19 protein-coding genes are annotated in these 23082 nt (G+C 45.2%); 11 read left to right on the top strand and 8 right to left on the bottom strand.

Going from position 1 to position 23082, the window contains the following annotated elements; translation table 11 throughout:
• The first annotated feature begins 123 nt into the window (after positions 1-123).
• The 3 genes from JT717_RS00400 to JT717_RS00390 all read left to right on the top strand — a co-directional run bounded on the left by JT717_RS00400 (position 124) and on the right by JT717_RS00390 (position 2860).
• Complete coding sequence (locus tag JT717_RS00400) at positions 124-942, top strand: sterol desaturase family protein (protein ID WP_205508075.1); 819 nt, start codon at positions 124-126, stop codon at positions 940-942.
• A gap of 202 nt (positions 943-1144) precedes the next feature.
• Entirely contained in the window at positions 1145-1873 is a 729-nt protein-coding gene (gene kdsB / locus JT717_RS00395) for a 3-deoxy-manno-octulosonate cytidylyltransferase (RefSeq protein WP_205508072.1), read from the top strand.
• A 75-nt stretch (positions 1874-1948) separates the two neighbouring features.
• Complete coding sequence (locus JT717_RS00390) at positions 1949-2860, top strand: ROK family protein (RefSeq protein WP_205508069.1); 912 nt, start codon at positions 1949-1951, stop codon at positions 2858-2860.
• Positions 2861-2982: 122 nt separating this feature from the next.
• On the opposite strand, the gene JT717_RS00385 is transcribed toward JT717_RS00390, so the two are convergent.
• The 3 genes from JT717_RS00385 to JT717_RS00375 form a co-directional block, all read right to left on the bottom strand.
• The gene (locus JT717_RS00385; RefSeq protein ID WP_205508065.1) at positions 2983-3579 is read right to left on the bottom strand and encodes a carboxymuconolactone decarboxylase family protein; all 597 of its coding nucleotides are present in this window, start codon (positions 3577-3579) and stop codon (positions 2983-2985) included.
• 88 nt (positions 3580-3667) lie between these two features.
• Positions 3668-4237: a peroxiredoxin gene (locus tag JT717_RS00380; protein ID WP_205508062.1), complete on the bottom strand. Its 570-nt coding sequence runs from the start codon at positions 4235-4237 to the stop codon at positions 3668-3670.
• A gap of 265 nt (positions 4238-4502) precedes the next feature.
• Positions 4503-5246, bottom strand: coding sequence for a carbon-nitrogen hydrolase family protein (locus JT717_RS00375; protein WP_205508059.1), 744 nt, complete (start codon positions 5244-5246; stop codon positions 4503-4505).
• 117 nt (positions 5247-5363) lie between these two features.
• Here JT717_RS00375 and JT717_RS00370 point away from each other — a divergent pair, with 117 nt between their 5' ends.
• The 5 genes from JT717_RS00370 to JT717_RS00350 all read left to right on the top strand — a co-directional run bounded on the left by JT717_RS00370 (position 5364) and on the right by JT717_RS00350 (position 11454).
• The gene (locus JT717_RS00370; protein WP_205508057.1) at positions 5364-6878 is read left to right on the top strand and encodes a glycoside hydrolase family 32 protein; all 1515 of its coding nucleotides are present in this window, start codon (positions 5364-5366) and stop codon (positions 6876-6878) included.
• Positions 6879-7110: 232 nt separating this feature from the next.
• Positions 7111-8205, top strand: coding sequence for an iron-containing alcohol dehydrogenase family protein (locus JT717_RS00365; protein WP_205508055.1), 1095 nt, complete (start codon positions 7111-7113; stop codon positions 8203-8205).
• 377 nt (positions 8206-8582) lie between these two features.
• Positions 8583-9152 (top strand): hypothetical protein, encoded by a 570-nt coding sequence (locus JT717_RS00360; protein WP_205508053.1) that lies wholly within the window; start codon positions 8583-8585, stop codon positions 9150-9152.
• 171 nt (positions 9153-9323) lie between these two features.
• Entirely contained in the window at positions 9324-10421 is a 1098-nt protein-coding gene (corA, locus tag JT717_RS00355) for a magnesium/cobalt transporter CorA (protein WP_205508051.1), read from the top strand.
• A gap of 67 nt (positions 10422-10488) precedes the next feature.
• A complete protein-coding gene (locus JT717_RS00350; protein WP_205508049.1) occupies positions 10489-11454 on the top strand; it encodes a sugar phosphate isomerase/epimerase family protein in 966 nt (321 codons plus the stop codon).
• Between the two features lie 283 nt (positions 11455-11737).
• On the opposite strand, the gene cydB is transcribed toward JT717_RS00350, so the two are convergent.
• The 4 genes from cydB to JT717_RS00330 all read right to left on the bottom strand — a co-directional run bounded on the left by cydB (position 11738) and on the right by JT717_RS00330 (position 17315).
• Positions 11738-12772 carry a cytochrome d ubiquinol oxidase subunit II gene (gene cydB, locus JT717_RS00345; RefSeq protein WP_205508048.1) on the bottom strand — a complete coding sequence of 345 codons (1035 nt, stop codon included), beginning with the start codon at positions 12770-12772 and terminating at the stop codon, positions 11738-11740.
• 97 nt (positions 12773-12869) lie between these two features.
• Complete coding sequence (locus JT717_RS00340; protein ID WP_205508047.1) at positions 12870-14255, bottom strand: cytochrome ubiquinol oxidase subunit I; 1386 nt, start codon at positions 14253-14255, stop codon at positions 12870-12872.
• Between the two features lie 188 nt (positions 14256-14443).
• Entirely contained in the window at positions 14444-14950 is a 507-nt protein-coding gene (locus JT717_RS00335) for a DUF2480 family protein (RefSeq protein ID WP_205508045.1), read from the bottom strand.
• A gap of 229 nt (positions 14951-15179) precedes the next feature.
• Positions 15180-17315 carry a peptidylprolyl isomerase gene (locus JT717_RS00330; RefSeq protein WP_205508042.1) on the bottom strand — a complete coding sequence of 712 codons (2136 nt, stop codon included), beginning with the start codon at positions 17313-17315 and terminating at the stop codon, positions 15180-15182.
• A gap of 603 nt (positions 17316-17918) precedes the next feature.
• On the opposite strand from JT717_RS00330, the gene nadA reads away from it, so the two are divergent.
• The 3 genes from nadA to JT717_RS00315 all read left to right on the top strand — a co-directional run bounded on the left by nadA (position 17919) and on the right by JT717_RS00315 (position 20458).
• Positions 17919-18929 (top strand): quinolinate synthase NadA, encoded by a 1011-nt coding sequence (gene nadA / locus JT717_RS00325; protein ID WP_205508040.1) that lies wholly within the window; start codon positions 17919-17921, stop codon positions 18927-18929.
• Between the two features lie 251 nt (positions 18930-19180).
• Positions 19181-19657 (top strand): free L-methionine (R)-S-oxide reductase MsrC, encoded by a 477-nt coding sequence (locus JT717_RS00320; RefSeq protein WP_205508037.1) that lies wholly within the window; start codon positions 19181-19183, stop codon positions 19655-19657.
• 21 nt (positions 19658-19678) lie between these two features.
• Positions 19679-20458 (top strand): NIPSNAP family protein, encoded by a 780-nt coding sequence (locus tag JT717_RS00315; protein ID WP_205508036.1) that lies wholly within the window; start codon positions 19679-19681, stop codon positions 20456-20458.
• Between the two features lie 279 nt (positions 20459-20737).
• On the opposite strand, the gene mnmG is transcribed toward JT717_RS00315, so the two are convergent.
• Positions 20738-22600, bottom strand: coding sequence for a tRNA uridine-5-carboxymethylaminomethyl(34) synthesis enzyme MnmG (mnmG, locus tag JT717_RS00310; protein WP_205508034.1), 1863 nt, complete (start codon positions 22598-22600; stop codon positions 20738-20740).
• Positions 22601-23082 lie beyond the last annotated feature (482 nt).

The raw sequence follows: 23082 nt of genomic DNA, 5'->3' as shown, positions 1-23082 counted from the left end.
TAGTTATACGATGGCTAAAATTTATATATGCGCGGGAAGCGTTAAAACAGGCTGTTGAAAAATTTCACCGGCGCCGCAAGCGGGATTTTCTATGTAAATTGATGGTACAAAACGATGTCTGCCATGGACGCTTTCATGCAATTTTGGGAGAATATTGCCCCCTGGCAACGGATGGCCATCCTGATGGGCGGAATGATCTTTTTCTGGCTGATCGAAGGCTACTATCCCCTCTTTACATTTTCCTGGAAACGATATAAACATGCCGCGGTAAACCTCGTCTTTCTGGCAACCACCGTTATACTCAATATCATTTTAGGGGCTATTACGATCGTAGCCTGTAAATGGGTTACCGACCATGATTTTGGCTTATTGAATATCATCGAGCTGCCGCTATGGGTCGATATTATTTTGGCGCTGCTGTTTATGGACTTCTTTGCGCAGTATGCACCGCACTATATGATGCATAAGGTCAAATTCATGTGGAAGTTCCATATGATCCATCACAGCGATACCAAGGTAGATGTTACCACCGGCACGCGGCATCATCCTGGCGAATGGATCTTCCGGGAATGTTTTACGATCATTGGGGTGTATTTGATCGGGCTTTCCATCGGCATGTATTTCCTGTACCGGAGTATGTCGGCCATTTTTACACATTTCAACCACGCCAATATCCGGGTGCCTCTCTGGCTCGATAAACCCATCAGCTGGATCTTTGTATCGCCCAATATGCACAAGGTGCACCACCATTATAAACGTCCCTACACAGATACCAACTACGCGAATATCTTTTCCTTATGGGACCGCCTCTTTGGCACTTTTGCCTATACCGACCCGAAACAACTAAAGTACGGGCTCGATGTCTTAGATGACAAAACAGATGAAAGTCTTTCCTATCAACTTAAGTTACCCTTCAATAAGAATGTGAAAACAGACTATTGAACGGGTTTGTGGTTTGTAGTTTGTCGTTTGTGGTTGCTTAAGATTCGGACCGCCCGAGTAATGGCGGGCTGCTGCAATAAAAGAACCACAAACCACAACCCATAAACCACAAACTCATTATTTATAGGCACCCCCCTGCAATAAAAGAATCACAAACAACAAACCATAGACCATAAACCATAAACTAATTATCTTTATTCCGATGAAAAAAATTGCAATGATCCCGGCCCGCTATGCGGCAACCCGGTTTCCTGCCAAATTGATGCAGTTACTCGGGAATAAGACAGTTATCCGGCACACCTATGACAATACGGTAGCCACCGGTTTGTTTGATGAAGTATGGGTGGTCACTGATAGTGAAATTATTTATAATGAAATCGTTTCTAACGGCGGCAAGGCCTGCATGAGCCGTCAGCAGCATGAAAGCGGCAGTGACCGCATAGCCGAAGCAGTCGCTGATATCGAAACAGATATCGTGGTGAATGTACAGGGCGATGAGCCATTTGTAAAAAAAGAACCGCTGCAAAAACTATTAAAGGTATTTGAAGGGGAGGCCGGCCAAAAGGTTCAGGTGGCATCATTGATGCAGGTATTGAAAGAACCACAATTCATTGCCGATCCCAATTATGTGAAAGTGGCGGTTGATAAAAACATGAACTCCCTCTTCTTCAGCAGAAGTATCATTCCTTATCCCCGCAATAATGAAGCGGTGATCACCTATTATGAACATATTGGTGTATATGCTTTCCGTAAAGAAGCGCTGATGAGCTTTACTACCTGGCCGATGACCCCGCTGGAAGCCGCTGAAAAAATCGAATGCCTCCGCTACCTTGAAAATGGCATACCATTGAAAATGGTAGTAACGGAATATATGGGTGTTGAAATAGACACCCCGGAAGACCTCGAAAGAGCGGCAAGGCTGCTAAAATGATTATAGAGGTCTGGCACTTCGCATATTAAGCAAGAGAAAGTGTGCCACACCTTCTAACTAAATTTAACCTACAACATGACGCAACCATTATGGGGCATTGACCTGGGCGGAACCAAGATTGAAGGCGCGATCGTTCCTTCCCTGGATAATCCCAAGCCTATTCTCAGGACCCGCATCGATACAGAAGGCCATAAAGGATACGATCACATCGTTGGCCAGATAGATAAACTGGTTCAAATGATGAAGCAGCAATCGGGTTTGGAACCAACCCGGATCGGGCTGGGCACACCCGGTGTGCTGGACCCGATCCTGCAAACCATGAAAAATTGCAACAGCACGGCCCTGAACGGTCAGCCCCTGCAAAAAGACCTGGAAGCAAAACTGGGACTTCCCTGTGTGCTGGCCAATGACGCCAATTGTTTTGCCCTCGCTGAAACGCATTGGGGGGTGGTAAAAGAAAAAGCACCCGATGCCCGGATGGTATTCGGCATCATTATGGGAACCGGTGTTGGCGGTGGTATTGTGATGAATGGACAGGTTTGGAATGGTAAACACGGCATTGGTGGTGAATGGGGCCATAATTTTCTCGATGAATCCGGCGGTGCCTGTTATTGCGGCAAGACCGGTTGCGTGGAAACGGTATTGTCGGGCCCAGGTCTGCAGCGGTATTATAAAAGTATTACCGGGTCGATGCTTTCCTTAAAGGATATCCTGGCGCATGCCCTGCAGGGTAATGATGCGGCTGCTGTTAAGACGATCGACCGGCTGAACCATTTTTTTGGAAAGGCCGTTTCCGTTATTACCAATATGCTCGATCCCGATGTCATTGTAGTAGGTGGCGGGGTCGGAAATATCGACAGCATTTACACATCCGGGGTGGAAGCGCTGAAAAAATTCATCTTCAATAACCGCATCGATGTGCAAATTTTAAAACCGAGCCTGGGCGACAGCGCCGGCGTATTTGGCGCCGCGGCATTGGTAGCCTAGCCTAAATTATAAAGCGCCCGGATGATCCGGGCGCTTTTTTTATAAACTCATTTCCTGAATGATCGATATTCCCTCTTTGCCTTTCCCTGCTGCCTATTGCCTTTATGCCTCTATCCCTCTCTTTAAGCCAACACCGTGATCAACGACTTGATAATGGCGCCGAGCTTTACCCCTTCGAGGATGCGGCTTTCAGAACCTCCATGTTGTAAGATTGACTGCTCATGGGAAGTAATGCACATTTCACACCCATTGATCGATGAGATCACCAGGCTTACCAGTTCAAAGAATTCTTTGCCCAGCACCGGGTTCATCATGATGCTCATTTTGATACCAGCCGGGGTATTGGTATAATAATCTTTCTTCGTGAAGTGACGGAACCGGTAGAAAATATTGTTTGCGTTCATCAGGGATGTGCACGAAACGATCTCGGCCAGTTCAGCTTCTGTAGCACCTGCTTCCTGGGCCTGTGCACGGAATGCTTCTTTCAGCAGATCAAACTTTTCATTCACGGCTACGGAATATGCCAGCAACAACGCTTCCTTTTTGTTCAGGTATTGCGTATTGTTCAGCACATTGCTCACATTGATCTTCAGATCCTTGATATATTTCGATTCTACCTGCAACAGTTGTTGCGCAGTAGCAGAAGGACTATAGTCGGGTATTTGCAGATCATTCAACATATTGGTGAAGGTCTCATTCTGTATTACTACCTGGCTCATATTTTTCCTTTTGTTTTAAAGTAAGGGACCGGCCAAACATCGCATCCGTTTAGCCGGCCCCATTGCGTTTAGCAAATACGCTGAAAAATCAGTTCATGCTTAATTGCGTAGTCAGGGTTTCCTGACCTTTCTGCCAGTTACAGGGGCAAAGTTCGTCTGTTTGCAAAGCATCCAGCACCCGAACCACTTCCTGTACATTACGGCCTACATTCAGGTCATACACACTTACCCAACGCACAATGCCCTGTGGGTCGATGATGAAGGTAGCGCGGTAAGCGATCTTCTCGTCGTTATCTAAAATACCCAGTTCTTCTGCCAGTGATTTTGAAGTATCGGCCAGCATGGGGAATTTCAGATCGCGCAGGTCAGCGTGATCCCTTCTCCAGGCAGCATGCACAAATTCTGAATCGGTTGAAGCACCGATCAAAATAGCATCCCTGTCGGTGAACTCACTGTGTTTTTTGTTGAATTCTGCAATCTCCGTAGGACACACGAAAGTGAAATCTTTGGGCCACCAGAACATTACTGTCCATTTACCTTTTGCAGTAGCGTACTCATTGGTGATATCGATAAACTCTTTGCCTTTCTCAATAGATACTACCGCTTTCTTCTTAAATGCTGGGAACTGGGTTCCAATTGACAACACTTTATTACTCATATTTTGAATTGATTTTTTACAATTTTTGATTAATCCTCAACTACCAGGGGCAACCGCCCACCGGGCTCAATAAAAATGTATACCACCGCTATAACGTGGGTTTGCATTCCGCACTAAGCGTTCTGCATTAAGTTTTATTTGGCTGGGAAGCAATCGATGCCCGCAAGGGGGCGTTGGTTTGGACCGCGAAATTGCCGAAAAAATCTTATAGATTTTTATAGGATTATTCTATAAAGTGATAGATTTTATCTATGTAGGTGAAGTGTCAGCTTTGCTGATTCATTACGGTCACTGTCGTCGCCGCTTGTGTAACCGTATCATATAGCAAAATGCCTTCGCTGTCGTTTTCTAACCGGGCAATTTGAGAGCCCTTTTCGTCCCATACCGCTGAATTACCAGCGCATTCACCATCTTCGCATATACCCACACTATTCACCATTAAAACCGTCATCCCGTAAGTATGCGCCACTTCGCTTAATCGCGCTGCTGCCTTTTCAACACCTTTAGCGGTTTTAGCCACACTGGCGAGGTAAAGATCTGCGCCGGTATTGCCGGCTTTTTCTGCATGTTCGGGAACAGATATCTCATAACAAATGGCCAAAGCAATATGAGTATTGTTGATAATTAAACCGGGCAAATTAATGCCGGGAATAAAGAAGGGATCTTCATCAGCATGCAAATACATTTTTGAATTTACCTGCGGCGGATGGCCTGGTTGAAATAATACCATACTAATGTGAATCCCTTGCTCACCTTTCGTGGGCAGTCCGGCACCAATGATCAACTGCTTCTCATTGCTGAGTTGTTGAAAAATGGCAAGGCGGCTATCTGTTGCATCCGTTGCCAGTTGTTTGCATAATGAAGGTTCATACCCCGTCAGCGATAATTCGGGGAAAACAATCAGCCCGGCCCCATTTGCCGCGGCCTGTTCAATAAACTGTGTATGCCGGGTGATATTATATGGCATATCGCCGCGGGCCGGTCTTGTTTGGGCTAACGCTATTTTCATTGATAAGTTTTACTTTTTCAAACTTAAGTTACAAAAGGCCTTTCTTTCCTGTATATCGAAAAAAAAATAATTAGATTTAAAGAAGCCCAACACATATATACCAAAACACGATTGCTTATGAAACCCTTAATGGTACTGTTGACCGGCTTAATGCCTTTTACCCTGCTGGCGCAGCAGCCAGGTTACAAAGAACCCTACAGGCCGCAATTTCATTTTACACCCCGGCAAAACTGGATGAACGATCCCAATGGCCTTGTATATCACAAAGGCGAATACCATTTGTTCTATCAATATAATCCGATGGGAAATACCTGGGGACATATGAGTTGGGGACATGCCGTTAGTTCAGACCTGGTGCACTGGCAACATCTTCCAGTTGCCATTGCGGAAGATGATAAAAACATGATCTTTTCCGGCAGTTGTGTAGTGGATAAGAACAATACCAGCGGCTTCCGGAAAAAAGCGGGTCAAATTCCCCTGGTTGCCATTTATACAGCCCATATCATTCGCGATACGTCAAAACGCGACGACTACCTGCAAAACCAGCATCTGGCCTATAGCCTGGATGATGGCCATAGCTGGACAAAATATGAAGGCAATCCGGTGCTCGACCTGAATAAAAAAGATTTTCGCGACCCCAAAGTGTTCTGGCATGTACCTACTAAAAAATGGATCATGGCCACTGTTTTGCCGCAAGAACATATAGTTCAGTTCCATAGTTCTGCCGACCTGAAGTCCTGGTCGCATTTGAGCGATTTCGGTCCGGCCGGCGATACCAATGGCATTTGGGAATGCCCCGATCTCTTACAGGTACCCATTGCCGGGCAAGCCGGCAAAAGCAAATGGGTGCTCATCAATTCGCAACAGTACACCATGCAATACTTCGTGGGTGAATTCGACGGCACCCGTTTTCTCAACGAAACCCCAGCCGACACTATCCTGCGCCCTGATTATGGACCCGATTTTTATGCCGGTATCACTTATAATAATTTACCTGCCGGTCATGATCCGGTTCTCATAGGCTGGGCAAACAGCTGGAAATACGGCGAATCGATCCCTACTTCTCCCTGGCGAAGCGCTTTTTCACTGCCCCGCTCTTTGCAACTAAAAAAAACCGGCAATACCTGGTCGCTGCTGCAGGAACCGGTGAGAAAATTGCAGGCCTTACGCGGACAGCTCATTGAATGGAAAAATCAGCCCCTTTCGGGGCAGATGGTTTTTCCCGCCAAAGGCCAGGTGATTGAACTGGAGGCAGAACTGGTGCCTGCCAAAAACGACATTTGTGGCATCCGGCTGGCTGCCGATGGCGGAAGATCACTGGTGATTGGCTACGATGTGGACCTGCAAAGACTCTACATTGACCGGTCAAAAGCTGGCGACACCTCGTTCAATAAGCAGTTTGCTGCCGTACATTACGCGGCGGCCCGGGTGCCCTTGCAAGATGGCAGATTGCGCTTACACATACTTTTCGACAAAAGTATTGTAGAGGTATTTGCCAATGAAGGCGCCACGGTGTTAACAGCCCAGCTGTTTCCTGATCCCGCCGCAAACGGGATCCAATTTTTCAGCGAAAAAGGTGGCGCCCTGGTTACTACGGCGAAATGCTGGCCATTGCGTTCGGCCTGGAAATAGCGAGTGGTTTGTGCCGAGTGAAGAAAGCGAATTCGCCAGGTCGCTGGCTGTCACCGGCAATATTCTGCTTATACCGGGCGTTCCATAATAACGGCCTGTTAGCTACCTGCTACCGGCCATTAGCCGTTCCGGCGGGAAAATTTTGGTAATTGTCAATTGCCTATTGCCAATTGATTCCGACCTTCGCACGGCTAAATCACAGTATCTTTTAAAAATCGTTTAGCGTAAGCATATGAAGTTCAGAAACTTTAAAATGGTCAGCTTTGTTATTTATGGCCGAGGCAGTTTTAACCAGCTCGATGAAATTTTAGCTCCACATAGAAAAGGCGATGCGCCGATGATCTTTTTAGTAGATCATTTTTTTGAAAAAGGCGCCGCTACCGGCGACGGCAAACCGTTGGTGAACCGTATTCCCCTGCGCGGTAAAGACAAGATCATTTTTGCCGATGTTACCTACGAACCAAAAACCACCCAGGTAGATAAACTCGCTAAACAATTAAAAGATGAGTTTGGAACGGTGAGCGGTATTATTGGTATTGGCGGCGGTTCTACCCTCGACCTGGCCAAGGCCGTTTCTTTGATGATGAATAACCCCGGTTCTTCAGCCGATTACCAGGGCTGGGACCTGGTAAAATTCCCCGGCGTATATAAAGCCGGCATTCCTACCCTCAGTGGAACCGGAGCCGAAGTTTCGCGAACAACGGTATTAACCGGCCCTACCCGCAAACTGGGTATGAATTCTGACTTCACCCCTTTCGACCAGATCGTTCTGGATCCTGAATTAATAGCCAATGCACCCGTTAACCAGCGTTTTTATACGGGTATGGATTGTTATATCCATTGCATAGAAAGTTTGCAGGGCACTTACCTGAATGAGTTCAGCAAATCATATGGTGAAAAAGCATTGAATCTTTGCCAGTATATATTCCTCGATAAAGACAAGTGGGACGAAGAATGCGACGATAAACTGATGATGGCTTCCTATGCCGGCGGTATGAGCATCGCTTATTCACAGGTAGGCGTTGCCCATGCAGTGAGTTATGGATTAAGCTATTTACTGGGTACCAAACATGGTGTTGGCAATTGTATCGTGATGAACCACCTGGAACCTTACTATCCCGAAGGTGTAGCTGAATTCAAAAGAATGGTTGAAAAGAATAAGATCGATATTCCCGTTGGAATTTGTAAAGGCTTAACCGACGAACAGTTCGATACCATGATCAATGTGTCGCTGGGCATGAAACCCCTCTGGGAAAATGCACTGGGTAAAGATTGGGAAAAGATCATGACCCGTGAAAAACTGCGCGCATTGTACGAGAAGCTGTAAGTATCAGGTGTTTGACAGGTACCGCGCGACAAAAAAAATAGGCCACACGTTTTTATTAATAATAATATAACCTGGCTGCCAATGGCAGCAAAAGAACGGAGCTGCATCTTGCACTCCGTTTTTTTTATTAGCATCCCGGCTTCCTAAAGGGGGCTATGTCCCTGCCACATTCCGCTTTATACGTTCAAAACCTGTCACGTTGAATTATCACGAGCGGAGCCAGGCCCTGAAATAGCGTTGGGCGTTTTTGGCGTCAGGCGTTCGGCGAGTGGTGTTGAGCGTTGGGCCGTGCGTGTTGAGCGTTTTGGCGTTAAGCATTCAGCGTTGGGCGTTGAGCGTTTCACGTTTTTCCGTAAATTCACTCAAAACCTTTTTATATGAAAAAAATCGTATTGGGCCTTAGCTTGCTCGTAGCAGTGATCTCATCACAGGCGCAGGAAAAATATGTACCGGCCATTAAACAGGGTACCAAACTCGGTTACTCGGCCGGGATAAATGGCCAGAACTTTACCGTGTCTTTCTCCATCGATTCAATGACGGCAGATTATGTAAAACTGGGTTGGAATGTGGATGGTTATGGCAGCGGTACCTGGGTCATGCGGAATAAATCACTGGAAAGCGGTACCCGTGGTTATTGGGGCCAGCCTTCACCGGGCGCTACCGAGGACATGGCAGACGATCAAACTGTATTGCTGTTCTCAAAAGCACAATGGCAAAGCCTGCAAAAGGAAAACAAAATAACATTCGATCAGCAAACATTTACGGTTAAAAAACCCGGAGAACAGCAGCAACTAAAACTCGATGGCAAATTGGTAGATGCATACTATCTCGAAAACCCCAATGGTTCTACCAAACTCTGGATTCTCAACAATGCGGCATCACCGGTATTATTAAAAATAGAAGGCAATACCCTCGGCGCCGACCTCGCTATCAGTTCCGTAGAATAAGCCAGATCAGGCATACTCTTGTGACGCGTTTTACTAATTTGACTGATTTGACTCTTTTGACTGTTTTGACTGCTTTTCACTGGCAGGATTATTGACAGTTAAACAAGGTATTTTCAGCCACTTACCTGGCTGCCGCTATTGTTTTTCAGTTTTTTTAGTCATTTTTGTTTTATGAGTCCACAGAAGTACCTGCGTTATCTGATGTTACCTTCTTTGTTCGGTACCGACCGAACCAAAGAAATTTTGCAGGTGAATCCTACCGTCATTCCCCAGCGCGAAGAAGCAAAGGAGGTAAAAATATTTGTACATGAATACAATGCCAGCTCCATCCAGGAATATGGGGTGGAAAGCGCATTGGAGTGTTTGCATTGCCAGGATAATGATTACGTGAGTTGGATCAATATTGACGGCCTCCGCAAAAATGATGTGGAAACCATTTGCAATGGTTATGGCATTCACCCGCTGGTGATAGAGGATATCCTGAGTATTAACCAACGTCCGAAGATGGATGAAGTGGATAATATTCTCTTCTGCCTGTTAAACATGTTATATTTCAACGAGCAGAAAAAATCAGTAGAAACGGAACAGATCAGTATAATCCTGGGTAAAAATTTTGTGCTTTCCTTCCAGGAAGATGCCAGCCGCGATGTTTTCCCGCCTATCAGAACAAGGCTCAAGATCAACAATGCCAAAATAAGGCAACGCGGTGCCGATTACCTGTGTTATTCGCTGCTCGATATGATCGTAGACAACTATTTTATCGTCATGGAGAAGGTCGGGGAGCAAATTGAGATCGTGGAAGAGGAAGTGGTCCGCAGCAGCAATACCCGCTCGCTGGCCCGCATTAACCAGCTGCGCAAAGAACTGATCGTATTAAAAAGGAATTTTGCGCCGGTACGCGATCTGCTGAATGGCATTATCCGCAGTGAAAGTGAATTACTCGAAGACCGCCATACCAAGTATTATAAAGACGTATATGATCATATTGTACAAGCCTATGATCTCAGTGAGAACTACCGCGATATAATTATGAGTATGCAGGATCTCTATTTAAATAATGTGAACCTGCGCATGAATGAGGTCATGAAGGTAATGGCCATTGTGACCTGTTTACTGGCGCCTGCAACCGTGATCGGCGGTATCTTCGGAATGAACTTCGATATCATTCCCTACATCCATAACCGTTGGGGATTTTTTATTGCCGTGGGCTTAATGCTGCTGATCCCCCTCTGGATGTTGTATTTTTTCCGAAAAAGAGGTTGGTTTTAACAATTAGACCCTCCATATATTACTGGCAAGTTGTAAATTCAGCCACTTAACAGCAAAATTTGTATACATGCCCTCGAATCGCCGACATTTCTTAAAACAAATTGGCGGACTGGCAGCCAGTTATGGCGCTGCTTCCGCAGGTTTATCTTTTATTTCTCCTGACCAGGAGGATATTGAACCAGCTACCAAACCATTATTTTTTACGATTTCCCTTGCCCAATGGTCGTTGCATAAAAAGTTATGGGCAAAAGAAATGGACAACCTCGATTTTCCAGGAATGGCCAAAAATACTTTTGGCATCAGCGTGGTGGAATATGTGAACCAGTTTTTCAAAGACAAGGCAAAAGATGAAAAATACCTGGCAGAGCTATTGAAACGCTGTAAAGACAATGGGGTTAAAAATCACCTGATCATGTGCGATGGTGAAGGTGACCTGGGCGACCTGGATGCTGCCAAAAGAAAGCAGGCCGTGGAAAATCATTACAAGTGGGTGGATGCTGCCAAATTCCTGGGCTGTACCACCATCCGGGTAAATGCGTACGGACAAGGCAGCGCCGAAGAGGTACAAAAAGCCGCGATTGAAGGCTTAAGCCAATTGGGCGAATATGCCGCCAAAACCGGCATCAATGTCATTGTAGAAAATCATGGTGGTTATACCTCCAATGGTGAGTGGCTGGCCAATGTAATGAAAGGCGTTAACCGGAAAAACGTAGGCACGCTGCCCGATTTTGGTAATTTCTGTATCAAACGGGAAGGCGGCGCGTTATGGGGCGCGAAATGTATAGAAGAATACGACCGCTATAAAGGAGTTGCCGAGATGATGCCCTTTGCCAAAGGCGTAAGCGCCAAAGCCCATGATTTTGATGAACAGGGCAACTGCATTGAAACAGACTATGTGAAAATGCTGAAAGTGGTAAAAGACGCCGGCTTCAAAGGTTATATGGGCATTGAATATGAAGGCGAAAAATTAAGTGAAGAAGAAGGCATCAAAAAAACAAAAGCCCTGCTCGAACGGGTAGGAAGAAGAATTTAGAGATTTCTGATTTCGAGATTTGCGATTTTGGGATTTAGAGATTTTGGGATTTTAAATCTCTAAATCTCAAAATCAGAAATCAGCAATCGCTATAATGCATTTGAGATGTTGGTAAAATACGAGGATCGAAGATGATCGCGAAGCCTGCGATTAAATAAAATCCCGAAATCAAGAAATCAGAAATCGCTATAATGCATTTGAGATATCGGTAAAATACGAGGATCGAAGATGATCGCGAAGCCTGCGATTAAATAAAATCTCAAAATCAGAAATCAGCAACCGATCAGTAGCTTGTTTCGTCCAGCTTTACTTTGCCCTTAAAGGTCCAGAATACAAAGGAGGTATAGGTAGCCACTAACGGCGTGCCTATTAAAGCAATGATCAATAAGATCTTCATGGTCTTAGCCGATGCCGCCGCATTGTGCACGGTAATACTGTTAGCCGGATTATCTCTCGAATACAACAAATAAGGAAATACTTCCAGGGCCACCATTATCAACAGTAAGGCAATGGTAACGGCTGAACTTATAAAGGCAAAACGGTATTTACCAATTTTCAATTGCCGGGGAATATTGGCAATCGCCAGTACCATCAATACAGGAATAATAAATGAAGATGGATGCGCTCTGAAAAAATCACCCAGATGTGGAATATATAATAAGGTGTATAAAGTAGTGATCACAAAACTTAATACAAAAAAGATGATGAACTGGCGGGCCAGGATATACAATTTGGTATATAACCTGTTCTCTGTTTTCATCACCAGGTAAATAGCGCCATGCATCATGAACAGGGCCAGGGTTGTAATGGCCACCATGATAGAAAAGAAATTGAAGAACGATAACCAGTCGCCATTGAATTCCTTTTGTTCATTCAAAGAAATGCCCAGGGCTACATTCCCCAGCATCAGTCCGAGCGATAACGATATAGTGATAGAAGCTACGCAATACACTACATCCCAGGTCTTACGCCATAATTTACCGGGTTCCTTACTTCTGAATTCGATAGCCACACCGCGAAAGATGAGACCCACGAGAAAGATCATGAAGGGAACATAAAAAGCGGAGAAAATAGCGGCATAGGCCACGGGGAAACCGGCAAACAAAGCGCCCCCGCCGATCACCAGCCACACTTCGTTGCCATCCCATACAGGACCGATCGCATTCAATGCAATCCGCCGGCTGAGTTCTTTATTTAACAGGAGGTGTAAAGCGCCGGCGCCCAGGTCGAAGCCGTCGAGAATAGCATAACCACTGATCACCGCGCCAAAAACCAGATACCACCAAACGTTATAATCGATACCTAAGAATGTTTCCATTGTTATAGTTTATGCAGCGTGTACAATTGATTTTGAGATTTTGGGTTTAAGATTTTGCGTTTAAATCACGAAATCGCGCCATCGAAAAATCAGAAATTTACTGATGGTGGTCCATGATGGGGTTATCTCTTTTTCTGCCTTCCTCAATATCTTCTTTTGTACCATGATCAACCGGTCCATGCACAATTTTCTTGTTCAATAAATAAAGGAACAGCACAAATAATAACATATACACGACCGTGAACAATACAAGGGAAAATATGATCTGGTTGGCCGTCACGGTTTTCGACAGGGCATCGGAAGTTCTCAGCAATCCATACACCACCCAAGGCTGGCGGCCCATTTCAGCGGCAAACCAGCCGGTTTGATTGGCGATCTGCGGCGCCAGCACCGCCCATACAAAAACCCACATCAGCCATCGCTTTTCGAATAATTTTTTTCTATAGCTCAACCACGATGCATATACGGTGAGGGCGATCAGGAACATGCCGATGGCCACCATGATGTGATAGAACTGGAATATAGCATTTACCTGGGTAGGTCTTTCATCAGGTTTGAAAGCATTCAGGCCTTTCACCGGTTTATTAAAATCACCCTGCGTCAAAAACGATAGTCCGCCGGGTATCTTTATCCCGGTTACTTCTTGTGTTTTGTTATTAACATAGCCCAGTAAGAACATATCGGCCACCGCCATGGAATCATAATGTCCTTCAAGCGCAGCGAGTTTGGCCGGCTGGTGTTTATACACTACATCGGCGCTGCGGTGACCTGCAAAGAGCTGCAGCAGTGAAAATACAGTTCCTGCAACCAGTGCTATTTTAAAAGAGGGTTTGGCAATTTCGAGGTGTTTGTTCTTCAAAATATACCAGGCATTAACACTCAGCACGAGGAAAATACCGGCCAGAAAAGCCGCTATCCATACATGTATGAGCCTATCCACGCTGGATGGATTGAATACCATGGCCCAGAAATCGGTGATCTCGGCGCGCGCCTCCAGGTCTTTTCCCACAATATGATAACCTGCGGGCGTTTGTTGCCAGGAGTTGGCCACCACGATCCAGATGGCCGAGAACATGGAACCGAGGAACACCATCAGGGTTGAAAAGAAATGTACTTTGGAGCTTACGCGGTTCCAGCCGAAAATAAGTATTCCCAAAAAGCCCGATTCCAGCGCAAAAGCAAAAATACCTTCGGCTGCCAGGGCGCTGCCAAAGATATCCCCCACGTATTTTGAATAGGTAGCCCAGTTGGTGCCGAATTCAAATTCCATTATAATGCCGGTAGCAACTCCAATACCGAAGATGAGCGCAAAGATTCTGATCCAGAAACGGGTGATCTGCTCATACATTTTATTACCCGTTTTAAGATAGAGACCTTCAAAGATCACGAGCAATAAACCAAGACCAATACTTAAAGGCGGATAGATATAGTGAAAGGCAATGGTAAAGGCGAATTGTATACGCGCTAATATTTCTACGTCCATGTTGACGGTTTTAGTTTCTTTAGTAGAATCAAGTGTGCCAGAGTCAGAATGATCGTGGCCTGAGTAAATCTGGCACAAATACCGGTGTTTAAGATGTGCGGGATAAGTGTGGCACACCCCGGCAAGCAGGCAGGCAATAAGTCAGATTAAAAAAAGCCGCCCCGATATGATCAAGACGGCTTCGTTAATTATTTTCTTTTAAAGATAGGAACAGTACTGCAGGGCTCGCCATACATTATGCTTTTGGCTACCGGCATCAATTTTTTGGTGATGGCCAGGTAGGCAAACTCACCAATGGGGATATCGCCACATCCTTTTACAACAATTCTTTTATCAACGAATGGTGCGGTATCAATGGCTTCTATGCGTTGCACAAAAAGTTGTTGCCGGGCTGTATTTTCATCGCCAAAAATAATGTTTGTGGCAACCGGCTGCAGGTATGAACCAACCAGCATGTAAGCCCACATGGGAATGATGGCATCTGCTGTACAGGTAACTGCTACTACTTTATTCTGGTAAATACTCCAATCGAAATTTTGTAAGGCGGTACGAAACTCTTTCTCCTTCAGGATCAGTTCCATGAACAAATGCGGTTTCAGGTCGAAGACCGCGAAATCTTCGGTAGGATAATAAGTTTCAAGGTCAACGGTGACCAATTGGCTTTGTGCGACCTTATTTACAATTTCTTCACTCATAATACTCCGTTTTCACTGAACAGGAGCAAAGTTAATACGGAAAGTTGAAAACTGGGCAGCGCCTGCCCCGATAAAATCGCGGATTATTCGTTGATAAAATAGCCCTGACTATATTACATATCAATAAGATAGAGGATTTTTCTGCGTAAAAAAGCAAATGGGGCTGATAAGTTTCCTTATCAACCCCATCGACATTATTAATTTTTAACTTAGAAAGTCAAGTTATTAACTAAAAAAACTTGATCCTGTTATCCTTGATATTGGCCGATTTCTTCATTATTTCAATCGCTCTGTAACCGATCATCGTACCCATTTGCTGTTGCATTGCGGCTTGTTGTGCTTTGGCATCGAAGTTCGGATTAGGAACAGCAGAAACATTGTCTACTTTGATCACGAATACACCAATTTCACCTTTGATGGGCGGAGAAACTTTTGTCTGGTATTCTTTATTAAAGGCGGCACCCAACACTTTCAACTCGTTACCAACATTTGGTATAAAGCTGCTGTTGAAAACAATACTATCGGCTTTCATTACCTGCTGGCCGGTAGCTTGTGCTACAGCTTCCAGGGTTGAAGCATTGCCGATCTTTTTGATAATGTTTTCTGCTTTCTTAATATTACGGACTTTATACTCAACCAATGGACGGGCTTTTTCAACAGACATAGTTCCTTTTTCCGAAACAGCTGTAACGGCCGGTACTACATATTTATCACCTACCAGGAATGGATGCTCGGCCACATCGCCTTTTTTAGCATCGTTAAATGCCCAGCGGATCAGTTCGCGTGATTCACCCAATCCCATGATCATGAAATCACTTTCTTTAACGTCGCTCGGGAATTTATTCAGTTTTCTTTTGGTAGCATTTTCATCAAATGCTTTCAGTGAACGGCTTTCCGCTGCAAACTGTGCTGCCATGCCGCTTGCGCTGTTTACGGTTTCATCGCTTGGAACAACCGGGCGGCTCAGGTAAGCAATCTTATAGGCAGTTTCAAATTTCTTCTGGCTCAGTACTTCTATATAATGGTAACCGCTATAGGAAGCGTTTTCTACTTTTACAACTTTTTTATCGCCGGGATTGCCATAGAAGATCACTTCAGCAAATTCCTTGCTCAGGTTAGAGAACTGCATGGAAGTGAATTCATATTCACCCTGTTTGTCTTTACTTCCGGCATCATCACTGTATTTAACTACCATGCTGTCGAAGCTGGCGCCGCCTTTGATAGCAGTTTCAATGCTGTCGATCAGTTTTTTTGCAGCACTGTCGGTTCTTGTTTGACCCTGCTGATCGGCGATCTTTATCAATATATGACGGCATTTAACGCTGTCGGGCATATTGCGGCGGCCAACCATTTTAGCCAGGGTATAGTTAGGGCCGTCGAGGTAAGGACCAAACACCTGGCCATCGGCCAACCGGCGAAGGGTATCGGCATTTGACATTTGCATGCGGCTGCTCAATACATACCCATCGAAGAACGGCGTTTCGCTGGAGTTGGTGGCCAGTACATTTTGAATGTCGGCCGGTGTGGCGGCTGCAGCCAGTGCATCTTTTTGTGCGGCTACATTATTATATACAGCCTGGCTGTCGGCACTGCTGGGAGCAGCATCGAAAGTCACATACATCAGGCTGCGTTCATTTTCCTGTTTATACAGCTCTTTATGTTTTTCAACATATTCTTTGATGTCCTCGTCAGTTAACTTGATGGTGGAATCAGGAATAGAAGAATACGGAACATTTACATAGGAGATAGAAGCACGCTGGCTGTTTTCAGCATTGTTCTTTTCGAGCAGCCACTTGGGAACGTACATGCTTTTTCCGAGCAGGGAAGTAAATTTTTCGCGCTGACGGCTCTTTTCGAGGGCCGGAACAAATTCACCCCAAAAGCTGTTGTACTGGGGCGTATTTTTTTTCAGCGAGCGGATGGCCTGGTAAGCCATTTGTGCATTATATACACCGGTTGAATCGGTAAATTGTTGTCTTAACATTTGGGGTGGGTTAGCACCATATAATAGATCACCCACTTCTTTGTCAGATACGGTAATGCCCAGCTTTTTGTATTCGTCGGCCATCAACGCGTCCTCAACGAATTCGTTCCACAGGCTTTCACGGATCTGGTTACGCAGCTGGTCATTTACGGGGTAGTTCTGCGCACGGTAGTTTTCTTCGGCCATTTTGTAGCGTTGCTCAAAGTCGCGCACGTCGATACTGGTACCATTTACTTTTCCAAGGGTCGTATTGTTACCGCGGAACAAACCTCCGCCTCCTCCTTGCAGGGCATCCTGTACGATAAAGGCGATAAGGGCTAACGCAATCGCTGCGATAATGATCCACGCAGCTTTGTCGCGGATGGTTTGAATAACTGACATATTATAGGTATACCTCTTTTTATAAGGATGGCAAAAATAGGAGAAAAAAGTTTATGAACAAACTGTGGAAAACCACTCAAAACCAGCATCGAGTAAAGGTTTTAACAGTTCACAGGGATGTGAACAACCACTGAATTAAGGTGAACGACACTTCAGATATTACAGCTGCGTACTGCTGGCAATCTTTCCGTGGAACAGTGTCGTGAAAACAGTGCTAACATCAAAAGGGCATAACCCGGAAATTATGTGGGTAACCCCGGTTTTTGCACATCGATTTTAGTGGATACTTGGCCTATAAGTTTCGGTGAATAGTTTTCCCTAGACCCCGCTGTATACAAACCCTTAGTTATTAGACCTCCATTCACAGACTTTTTATGTTCCGACACCGTTCTATTTTTCCCGGCGCTTTTTATTCCACCAGAGTGGAAAACTGCGTAGAACCCTTGCCCCGTAACAATTGTTTAATGTTGATAGAAAGTGGAAAAACGTGGATAACCAGGTTGTTGTAACTTTACCAAATTTCGCGGCTTTCATTTTATCCACGAATCCACAGCCGTAATAATAATAGGTTATTTATAAAAAAATAGAATTAATATAAATACTATGGAAGATATCCACGTAGCTAATGCGAGAAAAAATGTGGCGAAGGCCGGGTTCCTCGACATTGACATTGATCCCACCCTGGATTTGTTTCATGAAATTGAACGTTTGAAAAAAGAAAAAAATGCCATCCTGCTCGCGCACTATTACCAGGAGCCCGATATTCAGGATGTGGCTGATTATATCGGGGATAGTTTGGGTTTGGCGCAGAAAGCAGAAAAAACCGATGCTGATATCATTGTTTTTGCCGGTGTGCATTTCATGGCCGAAACGGCGAAGATCCTGAATCCCAGTAAAAAAGTCCTGCTGCCCGACCTGAATGCGGGTTGTTCACTGGCCGACAGTGCCCCGGCCGACCTGTTCAGAAAGTTCAAAGAGCAGCACCCCGACCATATCGTGATCTCTTACATCAATTGTACGGCCGAGATCAAGGCCCTGAGCGATATCATTGTGACTTCCAGCAATGCGGAAAAGATCGTTGAAAGTGTGCCCCGCGATCAAAAGATCATTTTTGCGCCCGACAAAAACCTGGGTTCATACCTGGTGAAAAAAACGGGCCGCGATATGGTTTTGTGGAATGGGGCCTGTATGGTACATGAGATCTTCAGCCTGGAAAAGATCACCAAACTGAAAACCCGCCACCCGAACGCCAAATTCATTGCCCACCCGGAATGTGAAGAAGCGGTTTTACGGCTGGCCGATTATATCGGTTCCACCACCGGTTTGCTGAAATACACCCAGCAAAGCGACGCTAAGGAATTCATTGTTGCCACTGAAACCGGTATTCTGCACCAGATGCAAAAGGCTTCACCGGATAAGACCTTCATTCCGGCGCCGCCCAATAACAGCTGTGCCTGCAATGACTGTCCACACATGAAACTCAACACCTTGGAAAAGTTGTACCTGTGCATGGAATATGAGACACCGGAGATCCTGATGAATGAGGATTTGCGCATTGCGGCCAAGAAGCCAATTGATAGAATGCTGGAAATCAGCGCGCAGTATGGTTTATAAAGCATCATCTTAACGGATTCTTACACTCCCTTGTTTCAGTTTGCAACGGGCAGTTGGCGATTGCAAAATACCTACTGCCAGCTTGTATCTGGAGGGATTGCTATTGATAGTGAGGCAAATAGTTCGGAAATCTGTGAATTATCATGTGAATAACCTATGAATAACCGGCTATTTCGTAACAACGGCTGTTAGGTTCGGTGTTTTTGACCGGAAAGGTTTTTATGAAATAGCAAAAAAACGATATTTGCGGCATGGCAGAAGATTTGAGCATTGTGCAGGGCACAAAAGAAGAAAAATACCAGTCGGTAATCCCCCAAATAAAAGCATTGATCGAAGGCGAGCCCGACCTGGTGGCGAACCTGGCCAATATCGTAGCAGCGCTGATGGAACAGTTCGGCTGGCTATGGGTTGGTTTTTACCTGGTGAAAGAAAACCAGTTGGTGTTGGCGCCATTCCAGGGACCGGTAGCCTGTACCCGCATCAGGAAAGGCAGAGGGGTTTGCGGAACAAGTTGGGAAAAAGCCCAAACGATCATTGTGCCCGATGTAGAAAAGTTCCCGGGTCATATTGCCTGCAGCAGCAGGTCACGGTCAGAGATTGTGGTACCGATCATTCGTGATAACAAAGTGATGGGAGTGTTGGATGTAGACAGTGCAGAGTTAGGCGCATTTGATGAGGCTGATAAACATTTCCTGGAAGAGATCGTGAATCTCATCATTTTTGAATAAGTCAACAATTGCTTCGCATTTATGAAACGTAGAAACTTTATCCAACTGGCAGCCACGACTACTTCAGCATTAGCTGCCGGCAACCTCGCTTTCGGCTTCCCTGGTAAGGCAGCTAAAAAGGAATTATATGAGTGGCGTGAGTATGAGATCCATTTTGGTGGAAGTCAGAGTGCTTTACATACTTACCTGGAAAAAGCACTGATCCCTGCTTTTAATAAATTCGGCGTAAAGCACGTAGGCGTTTTTAAGGAAACCGGTAAAACCGAGCCGCCAAAAGTATATGTGCTTATTGCTTATCCTTCGTTTGAGGATTACACTAGCATCAATGAGAAAGTAAAGGCAGATAATGACTACCGGCAGAACAGCGCCAGCTGGGATAAGATGCCGGCAGACAAGCCGGTTTACAATCGTTTCAATACTTCTTTATTGATTGCATTTGATGGATTGCCTGTCATGAAAGTTCCCGCCAAAGAACAACGCATTTTCGAATTGAGAACTTATGAAGGTTACAATGAAGATGCCGTTAAAAGAAAGATCAAGATGTTTAACGATGAAGAGTTCCCTATCTTTTATAAAACAAAGCTAACGCCAGTATTTTTTGGTGAAGCTATTGCGGGGCCCAATCTTCCATGCCTAACGTATATGATCACCTTCAGGAATATGGAAGAGCGGGATAAGAACTGGGCGGCATTTGGGGCAGATGCAGATTGGAAGCGGGTTTCATCGGATCCGCAATACGCAAACACGGTTTCGAATATCCGAAGGGTGTTTTTAGAACCACTCCCCTATTCACAGGTTTAGTATAATCTTTACTTTTTATTGGCAATTCCTGTTTTCAGTAAGCGCTGGAAAAAAAGTATATTACATGAAGGTGTGAGAAGAAAGAAGCAGGTATATTTTAATTATTTAGTGTAAATAGAAGCTATGTTATTCCTCGAACTTATTCATTTTATCGTTAATATATTTTTTGTTGCTAATAGAAAGAGGATCTTACAGAATACATCTGGCGAAACGCAAAGTGTAGCGGAAATCTTTAAGAGCCGGAGGCAGAGAAAGATTTCCGCCACATAACGTGGAAAATTATCTTCCCATATATACCATTAATATTTGCACATCGCTTGGATTTACTCCACTGATCCGGCTGGCCTGACCCAGCGTACGCGGTTTGATCTTTTTGAATTTCTGCATAGCTTCAGCCGATAGAGAATTGATGCGATCGTAATCGAAATTATCCGGGATCAACAGATCTTCCAGTTGATTCATTCGTTTTACGAGTTCTTTTTCTTTTTCTATATATACATTGTATTTGATCTGGATGTCGGCTTGTTCAATGACCTCTTCAGTAAAACCGGTGAGCGCCTGTTTGATTTTTGGCAGACCCTTGATCATGGCTTCGAGGGTGATATTCGGACGCAACAAAACCTGGAGGGCTTTTTGTTTTTGGGGTAATGGAGCAGAATTATTTTCAGCCAGGAAGGAATCTGCTTCACCTGGCTCCAGCGAAATATCTTTAAGAATATCTTTTATTTTTTCAACACCTTCTTTTTTGCTGATCACTTTGTCCATTCTCTCCTGGGAGGCGAGGCCAAGCCGGTAGCTTAATTCGGTCAGCCGAAGATCCGCGTTATCCTGGCGAAGGATGGTTCTGAATTCGGCGCGGCTGGTGAACATGCGGTAAGGTTCTTCGGTTCCTTTGCTGATAAGATCATCGATAAGCACCCCGATATAGGCATCACTTCTTTTCAAAACCACCGCGTCTAATTCCTTGGCTTTTTGATGCGCATTGATGCCTGCCATCAAACCCTGGCAGGCGGCTTCTTCGTAGCCGGTGGTACCGTTGATCTGTCCGGCGAAAAATAGATTTTGGATCAGTTTTGTTTCCAGCGAGTGAGTTAATTGTGTTGGTGGAAAATAGTCGTATTCGATGGCATAACCGGGGCGAAAGACGCGAACGTTTTCAAATCCCGCTACCTGCCGCAATGCAGCGATCTGTACTTCTTCGGGAAGGGAAGTGGAAAAGCCATTGACATAGATCTCAACCGTGTTCCAGCCCTCGGGTTCCACAAAAAGCTGGTGTCTTTCGCGTTCAGCAAAGCGGTTGATCTTGTCTTCAATGCTGGGGCAATATCTTGGACCGGTTCCTTCAATTCTACCGGCATACATAGGACTCCTGTCGAAACCAGTTTTTAAAATATCATGTACTTTCTGGCTGGTATAAGTGATCCAGCAGCTTCTTTGTTCGACCGGTTTTTTAGTATCGGTGAAAGAGAAACCTACGATCTCATCGTCGCCTTTTTGTTCTTCCATTTTTGAATAGTCGAGGCTGCGACCATCGATGCGGGGAGGTGTACCGGTTTTAAGGCGGTCACTTTCAAAGCCGAGTTCAACCAGTTGTTCGGTGATACCGGTGGCTGCTTTTTCAGCTACGCGGCCGCCGCCGAATTGCTTTTCGCCGATGTGAATGATACCATTCAGGAAGGTACCGTTAGTAAGAACAACTGCTTTGGATCTTATTTCATGACCGAGGCCGGTAACGACACCACAGGCACGGCCATCTTTAATGATCAGGGAGCGAACCATATCCTGATAGAAGTCAACATTAGGAGTCCGTTCTAATAATTCTCTCCAGGTGGCGGCAAATAACATACGGTCATTTTGTGCGCGGGGGCTCCACATGGCCGGGCCTTTGGAAAGGTTGAGCATGCGAAACTGGATCATGCTTGTGTCAGTGACGATGCCGGAGTATCCGCCCATGGCATCGATCTCACGCACGATCTGTCCTTTAGCAATACCACCCATGGCCGGGTTACAACTCATTTGGGCGATGGTTTGCATATTCATGGTTACTAGCAGAACCTTTGAACCAAGGTTGGCGGCTGCTGCGGCTGCTTCGCAACCCGCATGACCTGCCCCTACAACTATAATATCGTATTCTGGAAACATGGTGCAAAATTAAAGGAAGGACGGGAAGGGGTAAAAAGAGAAAAGTTATGGTAAGGGTAAATAAGGAGTGAAAGTAAGCATGACAGCTGGAAGATCGTTCTGCTGATAGAAATGGGTTGCCTTTTGGAAAGTCATTCGTCCGGGCGGGGGAAATATTATGCTTCGGAAGGCGGAGGCTTTTCTTTGGCCGGTGCTGTCAGTAATGTGAGTGGACTTGTGATTTACTTTAACCGGGGCGTCTGACCAACCCAATGACGGAGGTTCCTAACCGTTCAGGTTGGTCATCGGTTTGATGGGAGCTGTCATAAATCTTATTGAAGTTGTAATTACCTCAGTGGGTTGTCATTAACCTAATCACATAGGGTATAATCCTGATGGTTTACATTACCAGATCGATTGGTTAGCTCATGAATCTGGCGGTACCCACCATCAAACACATGGGTTACTGCATCGAACTGTCGGTGCGTCATGAAAATAGGTGT

This window comes from Longitalea arenae, from assembly GCF_016924755.1.
GTDB classification, from domain to species: domain Bacteria; phylum Bacteroidota; class Bacteroidia; order Chitinophagales; family Chitinophagaceae; genus Niastella; species Niastella arenae.
This window is presented reverse-complemented; position numbering and strand designations above follow the sequence as displayed.

Bases quoted from the DNA above. Each gene is read 5' to 3' on its own strand.
- JT717_RS00375 (WP_205508059.1), bottom strand. From the start codon at position 5,246: ATGAAAATAGCGTTAGCCCAAACAAGACCGGCCCGCGGCGATATGCCA.
- JT717_RS00385 (WP_205508065.1), bottom strand. From the start codon at position 3,579: ATGAGCCAGGTAGTAATACAGAATGAGACCTTCACCAATATGTTGAAT.
- JT717_RS00370 (WP_205508057.1), top strand. From the start codon at position 5,364: ATGAAACCCTTAATGGTACTGTTGACCGGCTTAATGCCTTTTACCCTG.
- JT717_RS00320 (WP_205508037.1), top strand. From the start codon at position 19,181: ATGGCAGAAGATTTGAGCATTGTGCAGGGCACAAAAGAAGAAAAATAC.
- mnmG (WP_205508034.1), bottom strand. From the start codon at position 22,600: ATGTTTCCAGAATACGATATTATAGTTGTAGGGGCAGGTCATGCGGGT.
- kdsB (WP_205508072.1), top strand. From the start codon at position 1,145: ATGAAAAAAATTGCAATGATCCCGGCCCGCTATGCGGCAACCCGGTTT.
- JT717_RS00315 (WP_205508036.1), top strand. From the start codon at position 19,679: ATGAAACGTAGAAACTTTATCCAACTGGCAGCCACGACTACTTCAGCA.
- cydB (WP_205508048.1), bottom strand. From the start codon at position 12,772: ATGGAAACATTCTTAGGTATCGATTATAACGTTTGGTGGTATCTGGTT.
- JT717_RS00350 (WP_205508049.1), top strand. From the start codon at position 10,489: ATGCCCTCGAATCGCCGACATTTCTTAAAACAAATTGGCGGACTGGCA.
- JT717_RS00330 (WP_205508042.1), bottom strand. From the start codon at position 17,315: ATGTCAGTTATTCAAACCATCCGCGACAAAGCTGCGTGGATCATTATC.
- JT717_RS00380 (WP_205508062.1), bottom strand. From the start codon at position 4,237: ATGAGTAATAAAGTGTTGTCAATTGGAACCCAGTTCCCAGCATTTAAG.
- corA (WP_205508051.1), top strand. From the start codon at position 9,324: ATGAGTCCACAGAAGTACCTGCGTTATCTGATGTTACCTTCTTTGTTC.
- JT717_RS00365 (WP_205508055.1), top strand. From the start codon at position 7,111: ATGAAGTTCAGAAACTTTAAAATGGTCAGCTTTGTTATTTATGGCCGA.
- JT717_RS00400 (WP_205508075.1), top strand. From the start codon at position 124: ATGGACGCTTTCATGCAATTTTGGGAGAATATTGCCCCCTGGCAACGG.
- nadA (WP_205508040.1), top strand. From the start codon at position 17,919: ATGGAAGATATCCACGTAGCTAATGCGAGAAAAAATGTGGCGAAGGCC.
- JT717_RS00340 (WP_205508047.1), bottom strand. From the start codon at position 14,255: ATGGACGTAGAAATATTAGCGCGTATACAATTCGCCTTTACCATTGCC.
- JT717_RS00360 (WP_205508053.1), top strand. From the start codon at position 8,583: ATGAAAAAAATCGTATTGGGCCTTAGCTTGCTCGTAGCAGTGATCTCA.
- JT717_RS00390 (WP_205508069.1), top strand. From the start codon at position 1,949: ATGACGCAACCATTATGGGGCATTGACCTGGGCGGAACCAAGATTGAA.
- JT717_RS00335 (WP_205508045.1), bottom strand. From the start codon at position 14,950: ATGAGTGAAGAAATTGTAAATAAGGTCGCACAAAGCCAATTGGTCACC.